General features: G+C 24.8%; 23 protein-coding genes, 1 other RNA gene and 1 other annotated feature. Of the genes, 2 read left to right on the plus strand and 22 right to left on the minus strand.

Annotation, left to right across the window (positions count from 1 at the left end; genetic code table 4):
* Positions 1-24: 24 nt before the first annotated feature.
* From ACZ91P_RS14885 to ACZ91P_RS14900, 4 genes are all read right to left on the minus strand, one after another.
* Positions 25-243 carry a hypothetical protein gene (locus tag ACZ91P_RS14885; protein WP_465157096.1) on the minus strand — a complete coding sequence of 73 codons (219 nt, stop codon included), beginning with the start codon at positions 241-243 and terminating at the stop codon, positions 25-27.
* Positions 244-301: 58 nt separating this feature from the next.
* On the minus strand, positions 302-604 hold the full coding sequence (locus ACZ91P_RS14890; RefSeq protein ID WP_465157095.1) for a hypothetical protein: 303 nt from the start codon (positions 602-604) through the stop codon (positions 302-304).
* 228 nt (positions 605-832) lie between these two features.
* The gene (locus tag ACZ91P_RS14895; RefSeq protein WP_465157108.1) at positions 833-1,762 is read right to left on the minus strand and encodes a PBSX family phage terminase large subunit; all 930 of its coding nucleotides are present in this window, start codon (positions 1,760-1,762) and stop codon (positions 833-835) included.
* Positions 1,755-2,153 (minus strand): hypothetical protein, encoded by a 399-nt coding sequence (locus tag ACZ91P_RS14900; protein WP_465157109.1) that lies wholly within the window; start codon positions 2,151-2,153, stop codon positions 1,755-1,757. Before ACZ91P_RS14900 ends, ACZ91P_RS14895 begins: the two co-directional genes overlap by 8 nt.
* 288 nt (positions 2,154-2,441) lie before the next feature.
* Between ACZ91P_RS14900 and ACZ91P_RS14905 the strand changes: the two genes are divergently transcribed.
* Together ACZ91P_RS14905 and ACZ91P_RS14910 are read left to right on the plus strand one after the other, a co-directional pair.
* Positions 2,442-2,975 carry a UPF0236 family transposase-like protein gene (locus tag ACZ91P_RS14905; protein WP_465157110.1) on the plus strand — a complete coding sequence of 178 codons (534 nt, stop codon included), beginning with the start codon at positions 2,442-2,444 and terminating at the stop codon, positions 2,973-2,975.
* 173 nt (positions 2,976-3,148) lie between these two features.
* On the plus strand, positions 3,149-3,679 hold the full coding sequence (locus ACZ91P_RS14910) for a hypothetical protein (RefSeq protein WP_465157111.1): 531 nt from the start codon (positions 3,149-3,151) through the stop codon (positions 3,677-3,679).
* Positions 3,680-3,827: 148 nt separating this feature from the next.
* On the opposite strand, the gene trmB is transcribed toward ACZ91P_RS14910, so the two are convergent.
* The 18 genes from trmB to ACZ91P_RS15000 all read right to left on the minus strand — a co-directional run bounded on the left by trmB (position 3,828) and on the right by ACZ91P_RS15000 (position 26,612).
* Positions 3,828-4,223 (minus strand): tRNA (guanosine(46)-N7)-methyltransferase TrmB, encoded by a 396-nt coding sequence (gene trmB / locus ACZ91P_RS14915; protein ID WP_465159018.1) that lies wholly within the window; start codon positions 4,221-4,223, stop codon positions 3,828-3,830.
* Between the two features lie 150 nt (positions 4,224-4,373).
* Positions 4,374-5,414 (minus strand): EAL domain-containing protein, encoded by a 1,041-nt coding sequence (locus ACZ91P_RS14920; RefSeq protein ID WP_465157112.1) that lies wholly within the window; start codon positions 5,412-5,414, stop codon positions 4,374-4,376.
* A gap of 135 nt (positions 5,415-5,549) precedes the next feature.
* A complete protein-coding gene (locus ACZ91P_RS14925) occupies positions 5,550-5,873 on the minus strand; it encodes a hypothetical protein (RefSeq protein WP_465157113.1) in 324 nt (107 codons plus the stop codon).
* Between the two features lie 291 nt (positions 5,874-6,164).
* Positions 6,165-6,410 carry a hypothetical protein gene (locus ACZ91P_RS14930; protein WP_465157114.1) on the minus strand — a complete coding sequence of 82 codons (246 nt, stop codon included), beginning with the start codon at positions 6,408-6,410 and terminating at the stop codon, positions 6,165-6,167.
* A gap of 180 nt (positions 6,411-6,590) precedes the next feature.
* Positions 6,591-7,014: a transfer-messenger RNA gene (ssrA, locus tag ACZ91P_RS14935) on the minus strand.
* A gap of 43 nt (positions 7,015-7,057) precedes the next feature.
* Positions 7,058-8,329: a hypothetical protein gene (locus ACZ91P_RS14940; RefSeq protein ID WP_465157115.1), complete on the minus strand. Its 1,272-nt coding sequence runs from the start codon at positions 8,327-8,329 to the stop codon at positions 7,058-7,060.
* A gap of 14 nt (positions 8,330-8,343) precedes the next feature.
* A complete protein-coding gene (locus ACZ91P_RS14945) occupies positions 8,344-9,528 on the minus strand; it encodes a hypothetical protein (protein WP_465157116.1) in 1,185 nt (394 codons plus the stop codon).
* 9 nt (positions 9,529-9,537) lie between these two features.
* Positions 9,538-11,742 carry a DUF4091 domain-containing protein gene (locus tag ACZ91P_RS14950; RefSeq protein WP_465157118.1) on the minus strand — a complete coding sequence of 735 codons (2,205 nt, stop codon included), beginning with the start codon at positions 11,740-11,742 and terminating at the stop codon, positions 9,538-9,540.
* Positions 11,743-11,757: 15 nt separating this feature from the next.
* Positions 11,758-12,906: a hypothetical protein gene (locus ACZ91P_RS14955; protein ID WP_465157119.1), complete on the minus strand. Its 1,149-nt coding sequence runs from the start codon at positions 12,904-12,906 to the stop codon at positions 11,758-11,760.
* Between the two features lie 153 nt (positions 12,907-13,059).
* Positions 13,060-17,307 (minus strand): ABC transporter permease, encoded by a 4,248-nt coding sequence (locus tag ACZ91P_RS14960; RefSeq protein WP_465157120.1) that lies wholly within the window; start codon positions 17,305-17,307, stop codon positions 13,060-13,062.
* A 30-nt stretch (positions 17,308-17,337) separates the two neighbouring features.
* Entirely contained in the window at positions 17,338-19,662 is a 2,325-nt protein-coding gene (locus ACZ91P_RS14965; protein WP_465157121.1) for a hypothetical protein, read from the minus strand.
* Between the two features lie 68 nt (positions 19,663-19,730).
* Complete coding sequence (locus ACZ91P_RS14970; RefSeq protein WP_465157122.1) at positions 19,731-20,579, minus strand: hypothetical protein; 849 nt, start codon at positions 20,577-20,579, stop codon at positions 19,731-19,733.
* A 92-nt stretch (positions 20,580-20,671) separates the two neighbouring features.
* Positions 20,672-21,037, minus strand: coding sequence for a 50S ribosomal protein L7/L12 (gene rplL, locus ACZ91P_RS14975; protein WP_465157123.1), 366 nt, complete (start codon positions 21,035-21,037; stop codon positions 20,672-20,674).
* Positions 21,038-21,092: 55 nt separating this feature from the next.
* Positions 21,093-21,584, minus strand: a complete 492-nt coding sequence (gene rplJ / locus ACZ91P_RS14980) for a 50S ribosomal protein L10 (RefSeq protein ID WP_465157124.1) — start codon at positions 21,582-21,584, stop codon at positions 21,093-21,095.
* A 73-nt stretch (positions 21,585-21,657) separates the two neighbouring features.
* Positions 21,658-21,765, minus strand: a sequence feature (ribosomal protein L10 leader region).
* Positions 21,766-21,848: 83 nt separating this feature from the next.
* A complete protein-coding gene (locus tag ACZ91P_RS14985) occupies positions 21,849-22,145 on the minus strand; it encodes a hypothetical protein (protein ID WP_465157125.1) in 297 nt (98 codons plus the stop codon).
* Positions 22,133-22,696 (minus strand): hypothetical protein, encoded by a 564-nt coding sequence (locus ACZ91P_RS14990; protein ID WP_465157126.1) that lies wholly within the window; start codon positions 22,694-22,696, stop codon positions 22,133-22,135. Before ACZ91P_RS14990 ends, ACZ91P_RS14985 begins: the two co-directional genes overlap by 13 nt.
* Positions 22,680-22,982, minus strand: coding sequence for a hypothetical protein (locus ACZ91P_RS14995; protein ID WP_465157127.1), 303 nt, complete (start codon positions 22,980-22,982; stop codon positions 22,680-22,682). Before ACZ91P_RS14995 ends, ACZ91P_RS14990 begins: the two co-directional genes overlap by 17 nt.
* A 165-nt stretch (positions 22,983-23,147) precedes the next feature.
* Positions 23,148-26,612, minus strand: a complete 3,465-nt coding sequence (locus tag ACZ91P_RS15000) for an ABC transporter permease (RefSeq protein ID WP_465157128.1) — start codon at positions 26,610-26,612, stop codon at positions 23,148-23,150.
* Positions 26,613-26,824: the final 212 nt, after the last annotated feature.

Below are 26,824 nucleotides of genomic sequence, written 5' to 3' on the forward strand. Positions count from 1 at the left end.
AAGTTTGGTAAACTAGGGAAAGTATTATTCATTGTTATTTTGCTCCTTTAAATTTAAGATAAGTGCATAATTAATTATATTTACTGTTAATAAATTTGGTTCATTTGATAAAACTTGTACACATACTTTAACTTTTTGATATTTCTTAATATATTCGTTATATAAATTTAAATTACATATTGCGATATTATCTTTTTTTAATTCTTGACAAAGTCTTTTTTTAACTTGTCCACAAACAGACATATAAGGTCTTTTGCATTTATTACACGCTCATCATATATTACATAAATATCTTTTTTCATTAAGTTAATCACTCCCTTTGTTGTCATAATTTATAATCTGCTGAACTATTAGGTTTAACCATTGGTACTAATTCAAAGTGTAAAGCATAAAAATCACTATCAAATGTATCATCGTATAAGTCCAACATTCGTTCTTCTCTGGCATCTGATTTATCTTCTCATTGAATTAATTCATATTGATTTTTACTTACAGGACATTTTTCTCATAATCATTTTAATTGATTAGTATTTATTAACATTGTGAATGCTTCAATACGATGCTTTATTTTAAATTTCTGCTTTTGTGCTGGTTTTAAATGCATATATTGACCAAAAGAATAATTATATTTTTCTCGGTTTAAACTTTCTAATGTTGCATAAGCACTATCATCAACATTGATTGATATACCTTGCTGTATTAAATTAAAATATTGATTTAATTGATTGTTGTAAAACTCTAAAATATCTTTTACTTGTTCTAATGGTCCTTTAAATTGTTGTGTAGCATTTGAATGAGTATATTCAGCAACTTAAAAGGCTTTTTTATCAAATTAGTTATATATTCAAAAACTAGCCGCTGTTGTATGTCCTTTAGGACTAGTAGCATTAGCAATATCAACACCACCTAATAATTTAGTTGGTTGAATAATATCTGTTGCTTGCATAATATCAATATATCTATCAAAAATTGACCCACTTGTATTGCCAGGCAATCCTCAACTCCATACTCTTGCTCTTTCAATATCTAACTGTTCTAATCTTAATTGTTCATTAACTTTATCTTGTCGTAATTCATAATTTAATCTTCAACTAGAATAATGAATAATAATTTTCATATTTCATTTTTCAATATATTTAATTTGCTCATATTTACTGCGCATTATTTCTTCATTAAAAGGTAATAATTCATTACAATAACCAACAATATATCTTTTTAAACTTTCAGGATTACATGTATTAATTGTTATTTTATTTTGATAACCACGAATAGGAAATTCTAAATCACTTAAATCTTTTTGTTGAAATTGGTCACATTCTTCTCGTCAATCAATAACTAATTTATATTTATTCAAATCAGCAAAGGCTTTTAATTTTTCTTTCCGACTTGGTGAATGCGATCCTTTACAATATATTTTGCTCCCATTTGATAAAGTAAAAGTAAAATTTGATAAATTAATAGTATAAGGTATATTATTTTCATCTAACATATTTCAGATATTTTGAAATACACTATCTTTTAAATCTTTACTCCAATACATACTAGCAATGATACAAATTGGTTCTTTAATTAATAAACTAATTTTTAATAATTCACCAAACATTTTAATATTTGATATAGTTTTACCACTATATCGCGTCCCAATTTGATTAATTTCATTAACTAATTCATATTTCTTAGCAAATGGATATTTATTACCAATACTACTATTTTGTAACAACCAATAAGGCGTTTCTAACAAATAAGTAAAATGATTAAGCATTATTATCACTTTCTTTTTTAATATCTCTAATATCCGTTTGTAAATTAACTATTATTGGTTGTTGATTATTTAAGTTTAATTCTTGTTCAAGTTCTTTTTCTTGGATTGAATACTTATAATTAAACGCTCGTTGTCAATATAATTTAGCACCATCAGGTGATTTCATCATAAACTCTATTATTTCCATTTCTATTTTTTGAATATTTCTTTCAATTAATGGAATTATGTTTTCGCTCCGGTAATTTTCTTGTCTTCAATGCTTAGAAAGATTCAGTTTATTGGTTAAATGACTAACAGAATATAATTGATTGGGTTTCTTATCGGTTCAAAATTCTTTTATTTTACGCTTAAATGTGCTTAAACTTGCTTTTTTTGGATTAAATTCTTTCATTTTTTACTCCTTTTTGCATATTAAAATTGCTATTATTTAAACAATATGATTAAATAAAAGAGTAATTAATGCTGAAAATATAATAAAAGAACCAACTTGGTTCTTTTTTTATTACCTATATTTTACATCAAAATAAAAAAAAGTAAATTATTTTACTTTTTTCAGTTAAATTAATTTGCTAATAATTAACATTTTAATTATAACACAATAAATAAAAAATAATATCTTTTTTTGCATTTTCATTATTTTTGTGCTAAAGTCCTAAACTATAGAAAAGAGGGTATAAAAATGATAAATGTTGATAACAATTTTTTAAAGAATTTTATTAATTTATTAAATATACAAAGTATTGAAATTATTCAACAAAGTTTAGAAGATTGTGATGAATGAATTTTTAAAAATTATAAAATTGATGAAACTTTAAAAGAATTTAAAAATTATAAAGTAAAAGAAATAAAACCAAGAAAATTAACTATTTTAAATGGGAAAATAACTTTTAAAAGAAGAAAATATTATAAAATTAATCAAGAAACAGGTAAAGAAGAATATATTTTTCCTTTGGATAAACTTTTAGGAATTAAAAAATGACAAAGAATAGATAATTCTGTTAAAGAAAAAATATTATCATTTATTGGCAATAAAAAAACATATCAAGATATTAAAATAAAGGTACCTCATACTTTATATATTCAAATTGATGGAACTTATTTAAAAATGTGAAATGAAAATAAAAAGGGGAAAGAAAAAATAAAAAAACATAGTATATTTTCAACTGTTCATACTGGTTTTGATAAAACAAAATCAACTAAAAAAAACCTGTAATTGCAAATAAATTAGGAGTTATAGAACTAGATAATATTCCAGAATATATTTAAAAAAATAGTAAATTAATTAATTTTGTTAGTAAATTACTTACATTAATTACAAGTTATTATGATATTAATGACAATATTGAATTTATGGTATTAGGAGATGGTGCACCTTGAATTAAAAATATGGCAAAATTTATTCAAGAATATTTTCCTAAAAATAAAGTACATTACACGATAGATAAATTTCACCTTACAAGTAGATTTAAAAAATTATATCCTTATCAAAGTAAAAACAAAGAAAACAGAGAAACATACCATAAAGCAGTCGATTATTTTTTTAATGGTAAATATGAAGAATTATTAGAACGCTTAGAAAACAGTGCTTCTTTTATAAAAGAAGCAAAAATGAAATTCTTAAAAGAGACAATTAAATTAATTAAAAATAATGAAGAAGGTGTCAGAAATCAAACATTATGAAATAATATTGGTTGTCATATTGAGGGTGATATATCACATTACTGTAAAGGTGTTTTGGTTAAAAAAGCAACTTATCATGAAAAAACTCTTAAAAATAAATTAAATACTAGTATGATGAATTTTAAAAATAAAATTAATTTATTTAATACTAATAAACCATCAGAAGAAAATAGAATTAATTATTCAGTTAATAATTTTGTAAATAATAATTTACAACCAAACTTATATTTTTATTAATTTTATCTAATAAATTAAATAACTTTAATAAACATGTATTTTTGTCGTGGAAAAATTTAAAAAATGTTAAAATATTGTTGACAATAAAATTAAAAGTAATATAATTTAGATAAGTAAGTGGTATTTTTATTCCACAATTTCTAAGATATTAATTAAAACCCTTAAATAATACATACAGCCTATAATCAACAATTTTTCAATTATTTTCTTTTAATGATTCTAATGAATAAGTAAATAATTGATCATTATCTGTTTTAAAATGAATTTCACCATTATCTTGTAAAATAATTTGATAAAAATCTAAATATATTTTATTTGTTAGCCGACGTTTTTCATGTCGCACTTTTGGTCAAGGATCAGAGAAATTTAAATATATTTTATTAATTTCTTTAGGTGCAAAAATTTCTAGTAAAAAAATAGCATCAAAAACAATTATTTTTAAATTAGATAAATTTTCAGCAATTATTTTTTTAAAAGCTAAAACTAAAACTGATGGATAACGTTCGATTGCTAAAAAATTTTGATTTGGATGTTTTTTGCTAATGCTATAATAAAATCCCCTTTCCCAGAACCAATTTCAATATTTAAGGGATTATTATTTTTAAAAATCATTTTTCCCCATTGCCCCTTATAATATTCTGGATTTTGAATTGCAAAGGTAGGATTCTCCATAATATATTCTGTTGCTCAAGGTTTATTTCTTAGTCTCATCTTTAAATCCTTTCCGACTGTTTTTTAATAAAGCTATTTTTATATCATTACCAATTTTATTTTGTGGTTCATCATAAGTTCCAAATAATGAACCAAACATATAATTAATTTTTAGTTCTTTTAATTTACTATATCCTAAATAACTATTAACTTGTGGTGCAATTAAAATAATATCAAGTTTTTCTGCTAAAATAATATATTCTTTAATTAAATTTTGATAATGCAAATGAATAAACATTTCACGAATAATTGTTGGAGAAAAAACAGCATAATTAGGTTCATAATAGTACAAACTATTTAATTCCGTATCAATTGCTCCAAAATTTTTAACAGCAACTTCAATACCAATATTTTTAATTGTATTTAAATTTTTTTTAAACTTTTCAGGATCAAATCCAGTTTCCATTAAATAAAAAGTTAAAATTAAATTACCAGGTTTTACTTTTAATTCAATTAATTTTGTTGCAAATTTTTTTAAATTAAACTGGTCACTACTAATAAAACTAGCTGGATAAGTAATGAATAATTTTTGTTCTAAATAATTATTTAATTTATGAAAATTCTTAATATTTAATGCCGCATTAAAACGAGCCAGCATTGTTTCATGTACAATTCCCAAAAAAGTATTACTATCTTTTCCAAATATTAAATCACTATCAACCCCATCAACTAAATTACTACTATAATGATATGCTAATGTAAGGCCATCATTTACATTTATAATTGGAGAATATAAACTAACAATTTTTTCTAACTGAATATGTTCATTTAAAGCTAAAATACTACGTTTTTGGTTTGACAATTCTTTAATATTTTCAGGATCAATAAAAATAATTTGATTTGAATATTCAAGATTTAACCGATTATCTGCTATTGCAATATTATATTCTTTTAACTTATTTAAATTATTTGATTGTAAACCATATAATGAAGCATATCCTTGTAATTTAAGAATTATTTTATAATTTTTTAAAATAAAAGTCGTATTAACTTGTCGCAATAAAATTTCAAATTGTTTTAACAAATCAGTTTCTGATCGTAACTTACTTTTATTATGCAATAAGATACTACTAATATCAGGTTTTTCAATTTGATCAAGGGGAAGAAAAATTCCAAAATGATTTAAACTTGCTTTAAAAAATAAAACATTTTGTTCTTTTTATAGTGTAAAAACTTGATGAGAAATAAGATCAATAATTTTATTTTTAACATTACTATTTAGAAATTTGTCTAGTTTTTCAATATTATTAATCATAAAAGTAAAATAAATTCCACGACGAATCTTATTCTTATGAATTAAATTATAAATAGCATCATGTGCTAAAGCCTCACGAACATAACTATTGCGGTCATATTCAATAATATTTTGTAATTTTATCGCATGAACATAAATTAATTCAATAATACCACAAATACTATAAGCAAAATAAGTCATTGCAATTCACACTAAAACATATAATTGACTTACAAAGTTTTCTGACATAGCCATTTTTTGATTGTGCTAAAACAATAATTGAAGCCGTAATGAATCCTGTTAATGTCAATAAAGACCATCTAGTTCATTTTGTTCATTTAAAATACCAACTCACAAAAACAATTAGAAGGGTTAAAACATAAAGTACTGAAATCATAATAATATTAGGAGTACCTGTCAAAGGTAAAAAATAATTATTATTTAAAAATGGTAAAATTGCAAAAAGAAAAGTAAAAATAATAATCGTATATAAAATTGTGGCAAAGCAAGAAATAAAAACACCTATCATTTGACAAACTATTATTGGCAGAAAAATATTAATAACAATCATTGTTTTGGTTTCGCCAGTTTTGGTGGCACAAAAAATGGGATTAATCCTTGGGCAATAATAACCAAAATTGCAAAAACACCACCAATAACAACTTGATAATAAATTGAAAAACAAACAAAAGAATTACGCACTAAACCTCATGTAAAAATATAAATTATAGAAAAAATAATTATAAATAATAAATATACAAAAATAATATTTAAAATATTACTCACTTACTTCCACCTCTTTTAACAAACCTTGTACTTTTTTTATTATATCATTCCTTTTAAAAATATTTTTGAACTTAAAAAAGAAACTAAAATTCTCATAAATAATTTCTTGAATCTAATAATTTATTTATGACAAAACAAGTTTCTTTTAATTTCTACCTTATTTTTAATAAAAATAAAAAATGGTGGAGATGGCGGGAATTGAACCCGCGTCCACAAATAACATTCTAATATCTTCTACAGTTTAGTCTAATCATCTTTTTTTCATTATTTAATAATAGGATTAGACAACTAATTAAATAACTAGATAATAAGACTTTCAAAATTCTAACATTATCAATTAGAATTTCTATTAGATTAAGACTTGAGATACGATAATAGTTAATAATCTACAATTAACTACTATTACGGCTAGCAATCCTCTAACAGCGAGGAATTAAACTGCTAACATTGATCCTGCTAATTGATTGTTCATCATAAAAGCTGGCATTTCAATTTTGTCTTCTTTTTGTTTTTTGTTTGCGTTTCTTCAAACCTAGCAGCATTATAGTCTGCTAAACTACTGCCAATATTAGTAGATCATTCCTGTCGAAACCGGAACATCCCCATATAGTAATTATACTCTTAAATTATTAAATAGTAAATAATAACTATTTAGTACATTTTTTTTGAAATAATTGCTTAAAATGATATTCATGGCTAATTTCTTTTCCAATTTTTGTACCTAAAATAATTCGAATTAAAGTATAGTAATCCATGATTAAACTAAAACTACTAAAAAATAAGGTAAATAATAAGAAAAGTCCCATACCTAGAATATAATCTTTTTGTAATCAAAATAATAATCGCTCAACAATTAACCTAGGATTTGTAATTAAATTATTATTTTTTAAATTTAAATATTCAACATAATAATTTAAACTACTAAAAAAATAACTAAATAACCCAAGACTAGTAATTAACATGATAAGTTTTAAAAAATTGACTGTAATTGCACTATCATTTTTATTAATCCAATTTATTAAGCAAATAACACTTTCCAACAAAAACTCAATTATAAAGCAAACAATAGTAAGGATACTCAAAATATAAATAATGTTATTCGGGTTTAACGAATAATTTGTTCCATTATAATTATAAACAATCCATTCTTTGATGTTTCATTGAAAAATACCAGATAAAAAAATATAAAAAGTCAAAAGAATTTGAACGGTTGTAACAACAATTAAAGTAATCTTAAGATTCTTTTCAAACACTAACCATGATCAGAACTTTTGAAAATCTATTTTTTTTGTTAAGAAAAAACTAATTTTTTTGGGTGAATAATATTTCAATCGTAATATTCTTATTTGTAAAATTTGTAAATTATCATTATTTTCTTGAATTTTACAATTAAAAAAAGTTATAATTTTATTATAAAATTTACTATTTGTTTTACAAATTAAATATTTATCTAGAAACTGAAACAAACTAATATTGTTAAAAATAGACACTTTAACTTGGTTATCATTCAAGTCATATTCACTAAAAATACTTTTTAATGTTTGGTGATTAAAATAAATAATTGTTTTTCATTGATATGAATAAGTTATTATAAAAAATAAAATAAAAATAAAAATACTAATAGCTGTTGTAATAGCATAAAAAATCTTTCGTGACAATAATCTTCATTCTGGCAAATAATTATTGCTAAAAGTAAAATCTGATGTTAAAAATAATAAAAACAGTTGTAATACATTCAGAATTAAACCAATATTAATAACAACTAATAAAAAATAAAATAATTTGCTAGCGATTCAACTTTCACTATTTTTTTTATTTTTAAAATGTTTTAATAAATAAATTCCTTCTCAACTACTACCAAAAAGAAGAAATAAAATATTTAAAACAATAAAATATTTTAAAGATACTAAATCTGTCATACTTTTCTCCTTCCTTAAGTAATTTTAAAAGAAACATGTGTACCAACAGTTCCGGCTGTATGATTAATTTTAAGATAATTTTTATTGCTACTTTTAAATCAGGCAAAAACATATGGTAATCCCCCATGGTCAGCACTCTTTCATAAATTTTTTAGTTGAGTTGTTGGTGACCACAAATCTAAGTAATTCGGCTGTGCACCTTTTTTCAAAACAACATTTACATCAGTTGCTTGCATAAAATGTGAATTATGAAGATGTACTGATCACTTAATTAAATAATCAGTTACATCATTAACAACTTCCGCAATAGTTGTTGTTCCGGCATATGTTTTGTTAGCAATAGGTTTCCAATCAATATTTCTTCAGTCTTTAGCATTAAAATCATTACTGTCAATCGAAACATTTCAAAATGATAAGAACTCTGGTTTTTTATAAAAACTAAATCCTTTACTTTCTAGGATTACCTTATAATTACTTTCAACAACTGTGGAATTAAATATTAACATTGCTCTTGATGCATCAAATTTAAGAAAGTTACTACTATCTTTTTTAACATTAATTTCCAAGTTAAAGAATCCAACTGGTAAGGGATTATTGTCATTTCACATTTTTTTGCTTTTATAATATTCTACAATCTCCTCGTATCCTTCTTCCGTTTGAAAAATATTATTAATATTTTGTATAAATCCTGCTATTAATTTAGCATTATCAAATGGCACTGGATTATCAGAATAAAATAAGACACTATTTTTTAAAATATTTAATTCAGTTAAATCAACATTAGTATTAATTGTAATTAATTTTTCATTTTGGTAATGATCATAATTATTTGGTGTAATATGAATTGAAAAATAAGTAATTGGTAATAAGTTTCGTACAGCACTAAAGTCAATTAAATAATTTGAATTAGGTGTCGTATGATAGCCATAATAAATATCAACATTAATTTTAAAAAGATCAATTTCTTCAAAATTAATTTGAATAATTTTAAGAATAGTACTCCGTAAAGTTTGAAACCCGTCAAGTTCACTACCTAACATTTGATCAACTGTTCATAAATAATTTTGAAATACTGTTTCATCAATTTGTGCTAAATCAAAATTAAGATTCTCTTCTTGTGTAGTTTTACAAGCAATAAGTGGACTAATATTTCCAAATAAGATAGTTCCTACTAATAATGACTCTAATAACTTCTTCATAATCCTCCTTTATAATGAATTAACATACATAAATAATTCATAAACTTGTTCTCCTATTGTTTTTCCATAATTTAAACTTGGTTGTTCAAACACAACATCATCTAATGTAAATTGGGTTGGATATCACTTATATTTATTATCCCTTGTTGTTGAAGCAGGAAAACCAATTGCATTCAGGACTCGATTTAAATCATATTTTTTGTCTGAATATATTTCCATTAATATCATCATTTTATGGACCATTTCCATTCCCTCAATATAATTTTTAAAGCGAACACTATAACGCGGACCATGAATATTTCCAACATAAACTAAATTATCATCTCCCGATTCAAATTGACCATTCATTTCTTTTTTAGCATAATAATTATCTCGATATAAATCATATGACCATCTTACATAACCATTTGCTCCTAATTTATAAGCCATTAAAGGTCCCCATACTTGTTCACTATTATCAGATTGAATATATGCTGCTGGAAAATTATTTCAAGAAGTATAAATCATAGTTGCATTCCCAAATGTTTTACGACGAAGAATATTACTTCGTAATTTATAAATATTAATATTATTAAATTTTTCGACTATTTCACGGTATTGCAAAATCATTTGGTCATATTTGTTAACAAAAATATTTTGAATATCATCTTCATCAAATGGATTACAGCGAAAACGCCAACCAGCAAAAATACTAGATTTAATAAGATTATAAGGGTCATTTTCAGCCACATTTTTCATTGTTAATTCATTAGTTTTATCTGCTAATTCATCAAACGATTCATATAAAGTAATTTGTTTGCCATTTGGTGTTAAGTATTCTGGTTTGTTTCGAATTAAATTTCAGTGATTTGATAATGCTTTAATAAATTTACTATGAATTGTTTTTAAATAAGCATCAAAGTTTTTCCCAGGCATACCATTGCTTGATTTTACTAATTCAGCATTAAATGTACGTTGAGGACCTTTTTTAGCCCCATTTTTAAGGTAAAAAAAGGTAAAGGCTCCTGGTTCCATTGCTGAAAACATAAACTCCGTAAATCCTAATTGAGCAGCAACTTTTAAGTATTCATCAAATGCATTAAAATCAAATTCTCATTCTCAATCTGGATCATTAAAAACAACATTTAAATCACTACTTTTAATATAATCTTCATATTCTTCTTCAGTTCATCCTTCTGATGATTTATTTAATTTTCCTACTCATTGAATTAATTGATAATTTCATCCAGGACCATATAAGTAAAATGTATTAGATTTTTTTAATGCTTGTAAATGTGCTAATAAATATGGCCGCATTTTTGGGGATAAATAACTTGGTAAATTATTATCAAAAGGACCAATTTTGTCATCAAGTTCTTTTACACTTGCTCTTTTCTGTCTTAAATTATCACCAGTATCAATATATTTCATACCATTTGAAGGAAATGATGTAGCACTAAAACCAAATCGTTCATGCATTGGTTTATTTGAATCATCAGTTTTTAAAAGATAATTTTTAATTTTAATACTAAACTTACGTTCAATACTAGTTTTAATTTGACCATTAAAACGAAAACTTAATTTTATCGTAAAATTTTGAATTCCCGGCTTTGCTTGTGACCCAATAAAAAGACTAATTCAAAGCGATTGAACATCATATGTTAATTCAGACAATGTATTTTCTCCTAGCGTATCAGGCATATATTGTACTCCTGGGTAAATATAACGATTAGAACTTGCTGCATTTGGAAAAGCTTTAATATAAGTTAAAAAAACAATCTCACTAATAATTGCTGGGTCTTTATTATCATTTACAATTGATACTTGTAAATCATTATATTTAGTAATATCTTCCTTATTTAATAAAATTAACTGTGTATTAAGATGTTGATTTCTTCATGCTGTTAAGCGTGGATGATCATTTGTACACTTTAATAAATCTTTACGATTTCCATAAAAAAATGGATCACCGTTTTTATTTTCATTATAAGCACTATAAGTAAATTTTGAATCACCAAAAAAAGTATGGAAATATGAATTATCATCTGCTTGTGGATTTTGATTATTACCACAACCATACTGAAAATTAAACTGGTTATCATAATGACCGCCACTACCACCACCAGGATAATTCCCTTCAAAACGACTACAACTAACAATTATCATCACAAAAGGAGGAATTAAAACAACAACTAATAAAATTTGAATCATATTTTTAAACGATATTTTTTTCATTTGTTTATTCCTCTCTTAAACCATAAATCCTAAATGAACACCTGGTAAAGTGCTTAAATCTAGTGAGGTATCTTTTGCATTAATTAATTCTAATCATACCCAATGCTTTTTCTTCCCGCCTGAAGAAAAGGTATATAGTTTATCTAATGTTGTTTCTTTTTCAAGTAAATTAGGATCAGAATATCCATTTTTACGAAATTGTAATTCAAAAACACCCATTGCTAAATTATAATGGTATATTGTATCAATTGCCTTAATAACAAATAATTTTATATCATCATATAAACTACCTAAGGTATTATTTAAAGTGACATTTTTATTTAAAATAGCATAATCAAAATTATGATTTTTAAAATCTTTACTTGTAATCTTAATAGTTGCTGCTGTATTCATTGTAAAAGTTTCCCCAGGAAGTTTAAATAATGATGCTTGCAATCGTTCTGGAATATATTTAAATAAATCATTATTAATTGTTAACATATTAACTTTTTCAGAAATAAATTTATTACTTAATTTTATAAAAAAACTAATATCCTTATTTAATGTCATTTGTCCTGGTTGTAATTCCATTCCAGCTGAAATATCTAATCCCATTTTTTGAAATTGTTTATTAAAATTATTAAGAATTACTTGGTTACTTAATAGTTTATTTCAACTATCAACAAGTTTATCTTCACTGTCAATTTGTCCTTTTGAATTATCAAATTTAATAAATTGATTGTTAATAAAATTTCAAATTGGACGATAATCAAACTGTAAAAAACTATGTCCATAAAATTCACTTTTTTCTGTTGTAAAAATTCCAACAGTAAACCAAAAAATATAATTAGTATTAGTAAAATCAGTAAAATTAATTGTTTTTGCATTATAAAAATTACTATCATCAACATGACCATAATAAATATCAACTCTTAAATTTTTGACAATATTTAATCCTAAGTTATTTTGTAAACCCAACATAACATTACTACGAATCGATGGCATTAATCCATCATCGTAACCTCGAAGACTATTTAAGCCTCATTTGTTATTAGTCATAATTGATTGTGGTTTTAATAAAATACCTAATTTTTTTGTTTCTTTTCATCATATATTAATTGAAATCAAACTAAAACTTGTAGTAATAGGAAAAATAAATATCATTAAATAAAATAATTTTCGCAATTTTATTTTCTCCATTTTATCTTTTTTTGGTTTATAGGTTCAAATTCAATTATATTAAAAAAAAAAAAAAAAAACAAGATGACAACTAAAACTTCAAAAATAACTTGAAAATAAAAAATTTAAGGTTTACTTAGATTTTTTATTTTGTTAGGTTTATACTTCGTTTGCATTAACTTGCTCTTGAATACTCATATGATTAATTTTATAAGTTGAAATTCAATATGTTATTAAATATATTCCTGCCATTAAAATAAAAGTAATTGGAATCGTAATTCATGGGAAACCAAATGGAATAATTACTTTAGCAATTGCAATAAACCCATAAACACCTAGTCATAAGATTAGTCACATTATCCCAACACCTAAAATCCATGCTAGAAAAGCAAACGGAGTAAATATTCCTAATGTTAAACTATTAATTTCACGATTTGAATATCCTAAAGCTTTCATCACAGCCATAAATTTTAAGAAAGAATTAACAAATGATTCTGTCATAATATATACAATAATAATAGCAGTTATAATTGTAATAACAACAAAAATAATTGTTAAGATACTTGAAATTCAAGCAAGTTTTTCAATAACTTGCGATTTAATAATTAAATAATCTGTTCCTCCAACCCCACTAGTTAATTGACCATTCATAAAATCATTCATTGAATAGGAACCATCTGAGGAAGAAAGATTAAATCGTGTTGTTTGATCAACTTGATCATAATATTTACTAAACTTACCATTAAATCATAACATTGAATTATCATCTTTGTTATCATATAGTTCACTAGAACTTGTATCAAAACCAAGAATTTTATTAGCAATAACTTGATTTACATACGCTCTTGGAACATCATATGAATTTTGAATCTCAACAACTTTATATTTAATATTTTTAGTAATTTTCCCAATTTTTAATAATCCTTGGCGTAATGCTTCTCGATATCAGTTAGTTGGAAACCCGGTTGTTAAATCACCTATGCCATTAATTTCTTTATCAAATTTATTATCAAAAGGATGAATAATATAATAATCACCGTCTTCAGTTTCTTCTTTAGTGACCACTCTCTGATCAGTAGGACTACTAAGGTCTAACAAGCCTGGTAACCTACGTCCTGTTGTTGCAGAAATCCTTGAATTTTTAAATTCACCTTGTTCAAAAGCATCAACTGGTAATTTTAAAACAAAATTTTTAATATTATAATAATCTTGAACTTTACCATTTTTATTTTCAAAACCAACACGTGTTTTGTTTCCAATTGTTAATTTTGTTAAATCAAGGGTAAACGGGTTGAGATTGTCATCAGACCAACCACTTGGTAACTCATATGACCACGCTGCTTGGTCAACAGCACAATGAAGTGCATCATCACAATATTGTAACTGCTGAACACTAGTAGTAGTTTCAATTATTTTATCTAAGAATAAATTATATTTACTTTCTGCGGCTTTATTTACAACCATTGGAATAAAATCTGTCCTAATATTTAAATTTTTACTATTATCTAAAATTTTTTTAATTGTTTGATTTGGAAAAATAATTGTTTTATTATTTATATTAATTCCATATGTTGGAAGAATAAAACTTGAATCTGATATATTTGTTATATATCCGGTATAAACATCTTCATTTTTTGAATTATAAGTTAAAGTTCCAAAAGTAAAATTAAATTGTAATTTAGCCAAATCATCTTTTAACCACATTGCTCGAATTTTGCCTGGCATAATATCACTTGTCGCATATTGCGCACAATAAGTCCAACGGTCAATAATATTTGGGTCTGTTGGATGAACTGGTGATTTACCAAAAGCACGTGGCATTGTTGAACATAATAAAGTATCAATTTGATTTCGAATATCAACATTTTCACCATAACGTTTATACATATTATAAAAAGTACCAATTGATAAACTTGCTCCTTTTCCAACCATAAAATTAAAAATAATCATATTATTTAATTTCTGTGTATATAAATTAGCATTTTTAGCATTAATATCATTTTTTGTTGATAGCCATTCTCCATTATATAAATAATCACTTACTAAAGAATTTTTAATTAAGGGATATGCTGCCTCAGATGAAAAACCAGAACCATTTCAGTCATACATTTCATAGCGACTAAAAGGAATATTCCCAATAACGTTTGTATATTCATACTCGTTATCATAATTTAAATTGGCATAATAATCCTTACTAAATTTATTGATTCCTGTTGGAATTAAAGTTGCTAATGTTAAAGATAAACTAGCAACAAAAAATGTTAAAAAAAACCAACCAATTTTTTTCATTGAAACAGCCATCATCACAAAACGAAATTTTGTTGTAAATTTTTTAAAATGAAAAATATTACTAATAGAATAAACTAATTTTGAAGTTTTAATATTTTTATTCGGATTTAATAAATCTAATGGGCTGATTATTAATTGCCGAATTGCTGTTACTAAAATTGACAAACTACTAACAAGACCAATAATTCCAAAACAAATTGCAAATGGAATTAACGAAAATGAAAAATTAACTGGAATAACAAAATAACTATTGAAAACACTCATAATAGGTAATTGTAAAAATACACCAATAATTCATCCAACCGGAACTCCAATTCCAGTTACTACAATCGCATGAGCTAAATAGGAACTAGCAATTGTTATTCCACTATAACCATTTGCTTTTAAAATTCCATTTGCAATTTTTTGTTGATTAATAATTTTTTTAATTAAAATTACTAATGTAAAAATTAAAATAATTAAGAAAATAAGACATAAAATAATTGTAATCGTACGATAAAATTTAATTGTAGTTCCTAACAAAGAATAACGTAAGTAAACTAACTTTGTTTCATCACGGCTTTGTAATGAGGCATTTTTATCACTTGGGTTATTTAAACTTCAAAAATCAGCTGCTAAATATTTTTTGAAATTTTCAAAGGCTGTACCTTTATTTTCCGGTAAACCAACATAATTAATATATAATGTAGAATTTTCTTCAATATCGGTCTTAGCAGCAATAGACTCACTACGATAAACTTTTTCAGAAACATAAATAATACCATCTGTTTTTGGATCTGGAAAAACATCAGTATCATAAATTGTTGGATAAATATTAGCTGAATCTCCACCAATAGCACCAACAAAGAAATTTGAATTTTTACCAATTGTAAGTTGATCTCCTACTTTTAATTTTTGACTACGCGCAAATTGTGGCGTAATAACAACATACACATCATTAATTGGATTAGTTGGATCAAAAGAATCATATTTTTTAATAAATTTTAATTTATTATCCGATAATAATTGTGTTCAATTAATAATTTTATATTTTAAATTTGATGTTAAATCTCAATATGCATATTGTTCACGTAACTGAAATGAAAAGTTTGAAGCTTTAGCAACTAATGCATAATAGGCTTTTGTCAAACCATAAGGCCAATAAGGTTGATTCCGAAAACTATTATTTTTATTATTTTGATTATAAAAATCATTAACACTAAAAACAGCGTTTTCAATATTATTATTATAACCAACATCAAGATTATTATTAATAGTTGGTGAATAATAAAGACTAATTTTTGTTAAAGGCTGTGATGTATCTTTTACTAAAAAACTTAAATCACCATTTAATTTTTCCTCAAATATTCTATCTTCAATGCTAGCTTTAGTAGGGATTTCATCTACTCTTCCTCTTAAATCAACATCTTTTTTTCATTTTGTTATACCATTATTAACAAAATCAATAACAGTATCTTTTAATTTTGTTTCATCTGTTATACCTGAATATTTTTTATTTAAATATGCAATAATTAAATTTATTGTATTTTGTGAAATATCACTATGCGTAAAATTACTCATAAATTCTTCAATCAAAGGTAAATTATTTTGATTAAAAAGATAACCTTTCTGATCATATAATTGTCCAATTACAGAAGTTTGAAAAGCTTCACTATTAACATTGAAACGATATAAACCATTATTTAAAAAAAATGGTGCACTTTTATCAAGATCAGTAAAAATAATATTACTTACTTTATTTGCTTTAGAATCAAAAGTAAATTTTATTTCAACATTATTATCCAAAGCTTTTAATGCGCCATCTTCACCTAAATGAACATAAGGCAATGTCCACTGTTCCCCATTAACATCAGTAATCAAATGATAATCATTGCTAAAAGCATATCATGGAGTAATTGTTTCAACATTTTGTCCTGTTTTCTTTTTACTGTCAAATCTTAATAAATAATCATAAGCAAAAGTTCCTTCCCCCATAAATGAATATGCATTAGATAAACGTGTATTAACAATTCACGAAGAAGTTGTTAATAATGTTAAAAGCGCAGCTAATATTATAAAAATAATTAACTGTGCTTTTTGCTTAAACATACTTTTTAATGTTTGTAAAAACAGCAACATTTTTTAGATCTCCTCTTTTTCAATTAACTATTAATAATAACGAGTATTGTTATAGTATCAAACAAAATCACTTAATAAATATGAATTTTTTGTTAAATCATCTTTAATCCCTGGATTAAACAAGAAGCGAGTTTGGTTATTAAATTGAACAACATAACTATATTTAATTTTGTCACTATTTGTTAAATATTCATTACCCATTCCATCATAATCAACTCAATCTTGTTTGTTTCATGTTTCGCCCTCTGGTGCAATATTATGACGTTGTTTTGGGTCTTTTTCTTGTTCAACATATGAAGGAGAATTCCCTGAAGCGGGATCAGTATATCCTAATGGTTTTTTATGACGTTCTAATTTAGTTGAAGCATCTTTTGGACCATAGTAATCTAATTGATAATGAACACCTGTTACAAAACCATCAGTTACAATTGCCCCTAATTTTGAACCATCTACACCAGTTCCTGATGCTGTAATATATCATTTTCGATCTAAGAAGATATTATCAAATCAATCTTCTGCCATTACTTTATTAACTTGACTTGTTAATTCACCAATATAACCATTTTGTGAATCTAATATTTGTGTAATAAATTTATGCATTGATTCATGATCAGGATAAGTATTATTTCCTCCATGCGCTCAAATATTAATGATATCAAATAATGACCCTTGTTTATATTGACCTGTTTGTTCATCAAAACCATAACTATTTAAGATAAACTTAGCATATTCACTATTAGAATCAATTGCCATTAAGTCCTCTTTAAAGCCATTTTTATTCGGTCCTTCATTATAAACATCATCAATTGTTTTAACATTATTAATATTTAAATTATAATGTCCTTCACTATCATTACTGTAAAATCAATTTGCTAATCCTGCAATTCCTTTTAATAAATTAAACAAATCAAAGTTTGGTGCGTTTAACATTTGCAATAATGTTCGAATTAAAGCTACAACACTATCTTCAGCAAAATTCCCAATTAAGCCTTGGAATTTTAAAAGACCCTCATAAACCGTGTTTGACATTATGCGATTAAATTTTTGAACATCAAAATTTGAACCTTCTTTTGCTAAAGCTTCTGTAAATCATTTTCCTAGAACAGAATACCATTTTAAAAAAGCATTTTTATGTTCTTTTTTATCACTTGTTAAATCTAAATATTGTTTCTTCCCTGACATAATCACGGTTAGAGATTTTGCCACAACTGGACTGTTAAAAATATCATAAAGTTTCATACTTTGAATTGTTTTATCAGGGTTATTTACTTCACCATCACTTTGTTTTTCAACATTAAGAACCGTTTTTTCAATAGTATCACGACTAAATATCTCTAATAATGGACTATTTGATTTAACATTACCTGAGCTATCAAAAAACTGACTTTTTATTTGGTTTAAAATAAAAAACGGTGCTGCCAAAAAAATTCCTGCAGTTTTTTCACCAGAACGATTATTTTGAATAAATGGTAATAATTGTGCTAATGAATATAAAACTGGTAATTCTAATCCTGGTCCAAATTGGCCTAATATAGTGATTGCTTCATCAAAATATTTTAAACCAAATAAATCATATAATGAACTTGACTGGTTCGCCACAGCCTTCCCAAATTTAATTTCTTCACCACCATCTTTATAAGACAATATTGACTTTGTTGGTGGTGTTGAAAGTGAATTATGATATAAAATATTTGATACATAAGGACCCGATGATGAATCATAATAATTACTTCATCCAGCCGTTCTGTTAATATAATTAATAACTGATTCTGATTTTTGTGACAATGTATTTGCTAAAGCTCCAGTATCATATTGAGCACATGCTAAATTTGGATTTGCAACAAAATCTGTGTAACGCCCTGTTGCATCTGTTGTATTGCTAGGATGTCCTTGGTTAGCTTCTGTATTTCACTTTGAAAAATCAGTCATTGCAGCAATTGATGACATTAAATTATAAGTATTTCGCTCTGGTTGATAATTATTATCTGTTGCTTTTCAAGGATTATAATAAAGATTATTTAATTTTTTATATTCTTCAACATAATCTTTAATCTTAATTTCTTTCCCGCTTTTAGTAGTAAAGACTCCTTTTAAATTTCTTCCAACATTGTTTAAAAAATACTGTAATGTTGGAAACCCATAAATATTCATATTTTCATGACGACTAGCAATTAAAATTTTAGCAATTGTACTAGTATATTTGACTAAATTTCGAATTGTTGGATCAATTTTATTAAGTTCACTATCAAAATAATTATTATTTTGACTATTTTTTCCTTTTGTACAAGAAACTACCCCTAACATACTTGCTGACATTAAAGTTGTAGATCATAATATAGAAAGTAATTTTTTCATTTCCTTCACTCCTTTTATATTTATTAAATTTTTATAAAAATCATTAATTTAAAAGTCAGCAGATAACATTAAATTATCATTACCTGCTTATAACCATTAATAAAAATTGTTGTATATTTAATTGGCTTATCCATACTCAAACAATTATTTTTAATTGCTAAAACAAAATATTTTAAATCATCATTGTTTTTTTTATGATTTTGTGTTTTAGGATTATTTTTATTTATTAAAGCAACATTTCAAAAATAAATTCAAAGTAAAATAATTATAAAAATATTTTTAAAAATTGTTGATAATTTAATATCATTTATATTTTCAATAAAATATAAATTTAAAATTAAACACAATAATAACAAAATAAAACCAAACGATAATCTCCGAAAAATTTGTTTTACTTCCATTACGCTATTATTAATTACAATAGTACTAATTAAGCTTCCATAACCAATCATTCATAAAATTAAATAAAATGAGTTATTTTTTGTTTTTAAAAATGCATTAAAAATAACTGGAGCAAAAATAATTAAAAAGAAAATAGCAATTAATTTATTAAATAAAATAATGAAATTAAAATATCTTTTCTTTGTTGTGCTAAGAAAGATAGCAAATAATAAAAAAATAAAATTTAATAAATTAATTGTTGATCTTTCTATTCAACCAAAAGAAAATTGAATAAAAATATTAAGAACAAGCAAAATTGATAAATTGCTAATAAAAGTAAAAATAAAACTAATAATTACAAATTTAGTAAAGGTGTTATTAATATTTTTAATAGATTTTGTTTTTAAAAAACTAATGCGGATTAAAATGCTAATAATGAAAAAAATAAAAATTCAAAAAAAAATTGATGAAAAGATATTATTTATAAAGTTAATAAATCTATTAAAAGTGATATTAGATAAAAAATTTATTAACATTTTTTCCACTCCTTTATTTTTACATAGTAATATTTTACAAAAAAAAAAAAAAAAAGCAAAGGGCTAATTTTGCTTTTTTTAAGAAAATTAAATTATTTAAGGTCAACTGAAGCTCCAGCAGTTACTAATTGTCCTTTAATTTCTTCTGCTTCTTCTATCTTTACTTTTTCTTTAATTACTGCTGGTAATTTATCAACAATTGCTTTTGCTGCCATTAATTCTTTTCCAGTAATTTCTTTAACTAATTTAATAATTGCAACTTTACTTGGTCCTGTATCTGTTAATACAATATTAACCTCTGAAGGACCAGCTGCTGCTCCTGCTTCTGCGGGAATAGCAGCAACTGCTGCTGCAGCTACAACACCAAAATGATCTTCAATTCCTTTTACTAATTCATTTAATTCCGATAATTTCATTTCTGCTAATGCTTTAATAATATCATCTTTTGATAATGCCATAATATTTTCCTCCTCATTAAGATTTTTCTATAAAATCTTTAAATAACATAACTAATTATTCAGTTTTTGTTTTAGCAATTTCTTTAACTACTATTGTAAACATACGTAATGGGTATAGTAAACTTGTTCCAAACATTGATAATAATTCATCTTTTGTTGGTAATGCTGCAATTTCAACAATTGCTTTTGTATCTAAAACTTTACCCTCATAAATTCCAGCTTTTAATTTTATTGCTGGATGTATTTTTGCAAATTTTGCTAAAGTTTTTGCGGCAGCCATCTGTTCACCTGTACCAAACGCAAAAGCATTAGCACCTGTTAAAAATTGGTCTAATTCATCAAATCCTGCCTCTTTAGCAGCCAAACTTACTAAGTTATTTTTATATACTTTAATGTTTACATCTTGTTTTGTAAGCATTCTTCTTAGTTCTGTAAATTCAGCAACCGTTAATTTTTGATATTCAACAATAACTGCTGAATTAGCATTTTTAAAGTTATTAACAATTTCATTAACAACTGCTGTTTTAATTTTCATTGCTGGCTTCATTCTTCGCCTCCCTAATAATAATTTTAAAAGCAAAGGCAATTAACCAAGTGGATTAATTGCCTAAAACATTATTTAAATAATATAAAAACATGTCATTGTTCTATATCTCAATAATGCCTCGGCAACATAATTAAGATTTAATAAAATCCGTTGCTGTCTATGGTATTTTGATGACTATGGTACAATACCAAGTAATATAGTATTATAATTTTTGTTAAAAGTCAAATAAAAAACGTTATTTTAAAAAATTTTATTAATCTTGTTTTACTTTCGGCTTATTTTCTTATACCGATATTTATTCCACAATCATGTGCCCAAACAAGATAGCCCAACTTCACCAGAAGAACTTAAAAAAACATATCCTAAAATTTCAACAACCAAAGTGTCTTTTTGCTTTACTGCAGGTGGAACAACAAGTTCTTCGTAAACTTGAAAAATAAAAGGACCTTCATTATTATTAATAAAAATATTATCATTTTGGTCAATAGTAATTGTATGGACAGAAGTTCCAAAAATATTAGTTTTTCCAACCTGTTTTGTTTTATTTTTTAAAAAATACACCCCAGCAAGTACTGTTGAATAATAAACATTATTATTTTTGTCAACAGTAATAGATAACGCTGTTTTATCCAATAAATCAATCTCTCGCTTAATTCTTTTTCAATACTTGAATACACATAATTACCAAAATAAATGTTATTTTCTTTATCAACAGCAAACGCATAAATTAATTCATTAAGTTTATGTTCGTCAACTAAACTATACTTATTATTTAATTTTTGAATTGAAAAAAAATTAGCTTCATCAGTAGTAAAATATAAATTATCGTTGTGGTCAATCACTAAAGCAAAAACTTTTCTAGCAACTTTATTATCACTATTGTTATCATAAATAAATTTTTTAACTCTAGTTGACCCTGATAATAAATAATAAATTCCAGCAAAAGTCTCTAAATACAAAGTATCATTACTGTCTAATGCAAGAACAGTAATATGATTATCAACTAATTCATCATTTAAACCCTCAATTTTATCAATTGTTCCATTATTACCATCATAAATATATACTTGATGATCTTCGTTTACATAATAAATATTATTTTTTTTGATCAACTCTTAAAGCAAGAACATTATCATCAATTCCATTAATTTTTTTTGCTTTTGTTGTATCATCAGGCAAAAAATAAATTCCCCGTGAAGTTCCAAAATAAACTATACTATTAGAAATTTTAATTGCATTACGAGAAATATTGTCAAGTCCTTCAATTCTTGTTTGAATATATTGTTTTTCATTAAAACTAAATGGAGTATTACGACTATGATTAGGAACTTCACTAAAGATTAGATTTTGAACAAAAATAGAACTTGCAATAATGCAGAAAGTATATATCTTTTTCATTGTTAATTTTTCCCACTTCCCTAGCAATTAATTTTATTTATCATAAATTGGGCTAACACAATATCTATATATTTAGTTTAACAAAAAAATTAATAAGAAATTAATAAATTAAAAAAATGTTATTTAATTAAATAACATTTTTTATTCCATTGTAATATTTATTAATTAATTCTTTTTAATTTTTCAAATCCCTACTCCAATTACTGAAATTAAAATAAAGCCAATTGCTAATGTTGCTATTGAAACAACATAAGATGAAAAGGAAGGAATTAATAACATTCCGGTACTTTTAAAAACAATATGAGCAATGACATTCCATAATAATTGGGCAATAACATAACTTAAAACATAGCCTAAAATAATTGCAAATAAGTAAAATCCTAAAACAATTGCAATAATTTTTCATGTTGGATATCCAAGGACTTTTAAAGTTAAGATTGTACGGCGATTTTCATCAAGCACCATAGCAATTAAGACTGATAAAATTAAAGCAACAATGACAATCGTTAATCCTTCTAAAACATTAAGAACATCCCGAACAGTTCGCATTCCTTGTAAATAATTTTCTCGTAAAGTATCAAATGGTCATATTTTGTTAAGACCATTTAATAATTTTAAATTTGTTCTTAAGTCCAATTCATTTTTAAGATTCGGTTTTTTATTATTATCAAACATTGTAAAATCATAATTATCGGTTAATGAAAATGACGAAATAATACGATAAGGCTGCATGGTTACTCCCAATGGACTAGCTCGTGATGCAACAATATTATAATAAGAATTTGGTAAAAATTGTTCTCCTTTTTTAGTTAAATTAACTCATTGGTTCATAACCGTAACTAATGAATCTTGATTCATATAAATATTCCCTGAATTAATATCAGCATCATTTGAACCAATCACTTTAAAAGCAACTGGAACATATCCAATAGCATTTGTAATTCGAACATTTAATTTAAAAATATCCCCCGAAACTAAATTCATCGATTGATAAACCCGTTTTACTAAAAGAACTGGTATTGGTTCATTAATTGGAACATTTGGGTCATTCCCAGTAGGGTCTGAACTAATTTTATAGCTAAAGACTTCTTTTTGGGCAATATCACTTGGTGTTTTCTTAGAACGATAATTCAATAATTGATTACGCTTTGTTTCATCACTTGTCAACCCAACAACATTTAATTGTGAAACTGGATTTTTTGAATTTTTAGTATCATCTGGACTTCAACCTGCTGATAAGAAAACATACGGGAAATCATAATTTTTATCATAAACCATATATGGTCCTAAATAAATATCTGGGTATTGACCATTAGTTGTTGTACTTAAACTATTAACCAAATTAATTCCACTAATAATTGTTTGAATATCAGCTTCATTTATTCCTTTTTTAATTAAAAATGATTTCATAAGATTAATAATTTTTACTAAATTATCTCATCCATTAATTCATTCACCAGACTCATTATCCTTAACTTTATAATTAACAACTGCCTCAACTGTTGTTGCACTTATATATGGATATCTTTTATTTTTTTCATCATAATTAATCTTACTTCTAACAAGAGTTGTACCACTGGGATCACCAATAATATTTAATAAATCACCACAATTTTTTTTCATATTTTTTGAATCTGAAACAGATAAACTTCTAAAGCACATTAATGGATTCGGAAAGTTAAATGTTTTATTATCATCAAGAATTTTTACCTCATGGTAATAATTCATACGCTTATCAGCCGTAATTCACTGATAAGGTTTACTATTGCTGGCTTCTTGTGCAATATCTTGTTGATCATAACTAGCAATTAAATATGATTTAATATCATTCTTAAAATAACGGAAAGAATCTTTAACAATTCCTTGTGCGATTACTCCTGCATCCAACTGGAAAATTAACAAAAAGGACAAAAAAGCTAAAACAATTAATACCATAATTCATTTTCCTAAAGATTTAAGTGCAAAGGTAAATGATAAATGAACATTAAATGTTAATCCAAAATGAGCATATTTACGGCCTTTTTTTACTTTTTTAGGACGAAAACTTAAATTAGAACCTTTTAAATCATAAATTAAATCCAAAGCTGTCCGACTTAAAAGAATAAATGAGACTAAGAAAGACATCCCAATAAAAATAAGCGGAATAAAAATTATCGCTGAAACAAAAATTAGTGGATTAAAATAAAATGATGATAATGGTAATCCTATTGAATATAAATTTGAACCAGTGAAATACATTTGCAGAAGAATACTTAAAGCTCATCCTAATAGACAACCAATTAAAGTTGTAAAAATAATGTTAAAAGTAAAAATAAATGATAATTCAAAGCGATGATATCCTAATGATTTTAAGACTCCAATTTGTCGTTTTGCATTAGTAATATCTTTTTTAATGAAAAAAGCAATAATAAATAAAATAATAATTGAACAAGCAACAGCAATTGAAGTATTAATAATAAAACCAGTATTTGTTAACATCACAACTTGTCCCGGTAATGATGCTTCAAAAGCGACAATTGCATTATCAGGCGCTACAAAATAATTGCTTAAAACTTTTCTTAATAAAGTTATTTTTTGTGGTTCAGTTAAATTACCATTAACATTAATAAAACTAGTAATTTTTTCAGTTCCATTTGAAAAATTTTGCTTGATAGCATTAAAATTAATATCATTCATAAATAATACTGAACCATTTTTTAAATCAATAATTTTATGACCAGTAGCAAGAGTTGATAGACTTACTAAATCAGGATAAATATTACTTACCTTTGCCCCATATCCAATAATATTAAATTGTAAATTTTGACTATTTCCTAAATTAAAGTATCCACCAAGTTTTAAATGATTATAATCAGCATATTGTTTATTTAAAATAATGTTATTTTCTGTTAAATCACTAATATGTTCTCATTTTGTTACTTCAAAAAGACGATTAAACGGAGTATAAAAAATATTATTACCTCGTCAACCATCACCGTTATATAATAAATTTTTATTTTTGTTAACAGCAGTAGCATTAAAATATTGCGTATCTTTTGCTAAATTATTTGCAGTAAATTGATAACCAACATTAAAACTAAGTTCTAAGCCAGCTTTGTCACCATTAATTAAATCATTTAAACGACTTTCATCTGGATTATGAATAATATAACTTAAAAAAGCAGCAGTAAGATTCTTATTAAAATTTTTAACTAAGGCAGTAAAAGAAGCTGTCCCCATTTTTGGGTTTAAGTATGATGGTTCTTTTGTTCATTTACAAATTTCAGAATTAGTTAAATCACAATTTAACCCTAAAACATCAACACGAATATTATTAAATGTTAAATGCTCAGCATCAATTTTTGACTCATCATAAAACTGAGTTAAAAAAGTATGATTATTTTCATTTATTTTTCAAGCAGGATTTCTTTTTCACACATTATTATCAATATTTAAACTATCTACTCGAATTTCATATTGATAAGGAAGACTATTTTTCTTAATATCATTTAAGCCATTTTTAACTTGAAAAACAGTTGAAAAAAGAGCTGTAAAGGTTAAAACTGCACCAATAATAAACAAAATTAACCCAATAAATTGAGTTATTTTTTTTGTAAACCCTCGCGTAACCTCTTTTGCAAGATTTCACATATTATCCACCCATTTCAAGAATCACTAAGTTAATTATATAAGAAAAATAACTAATTTTAAAAAAATATTGAAAAAATTTAATTGCTTAATAAATTAAAAATTTTTTGCTTTCCTTTAGTAGTTGGGCTGACAACATTTTGTTATTTTATAATAAGACTTAATAAAACAATTTTTAATGTTATTCTTTTATTGTTTGATTAATTTACGAAATG

It is taken from the genome of Spiroplasma endosymbiont of Halictus nicosiae (assembly GCF_978018445.1).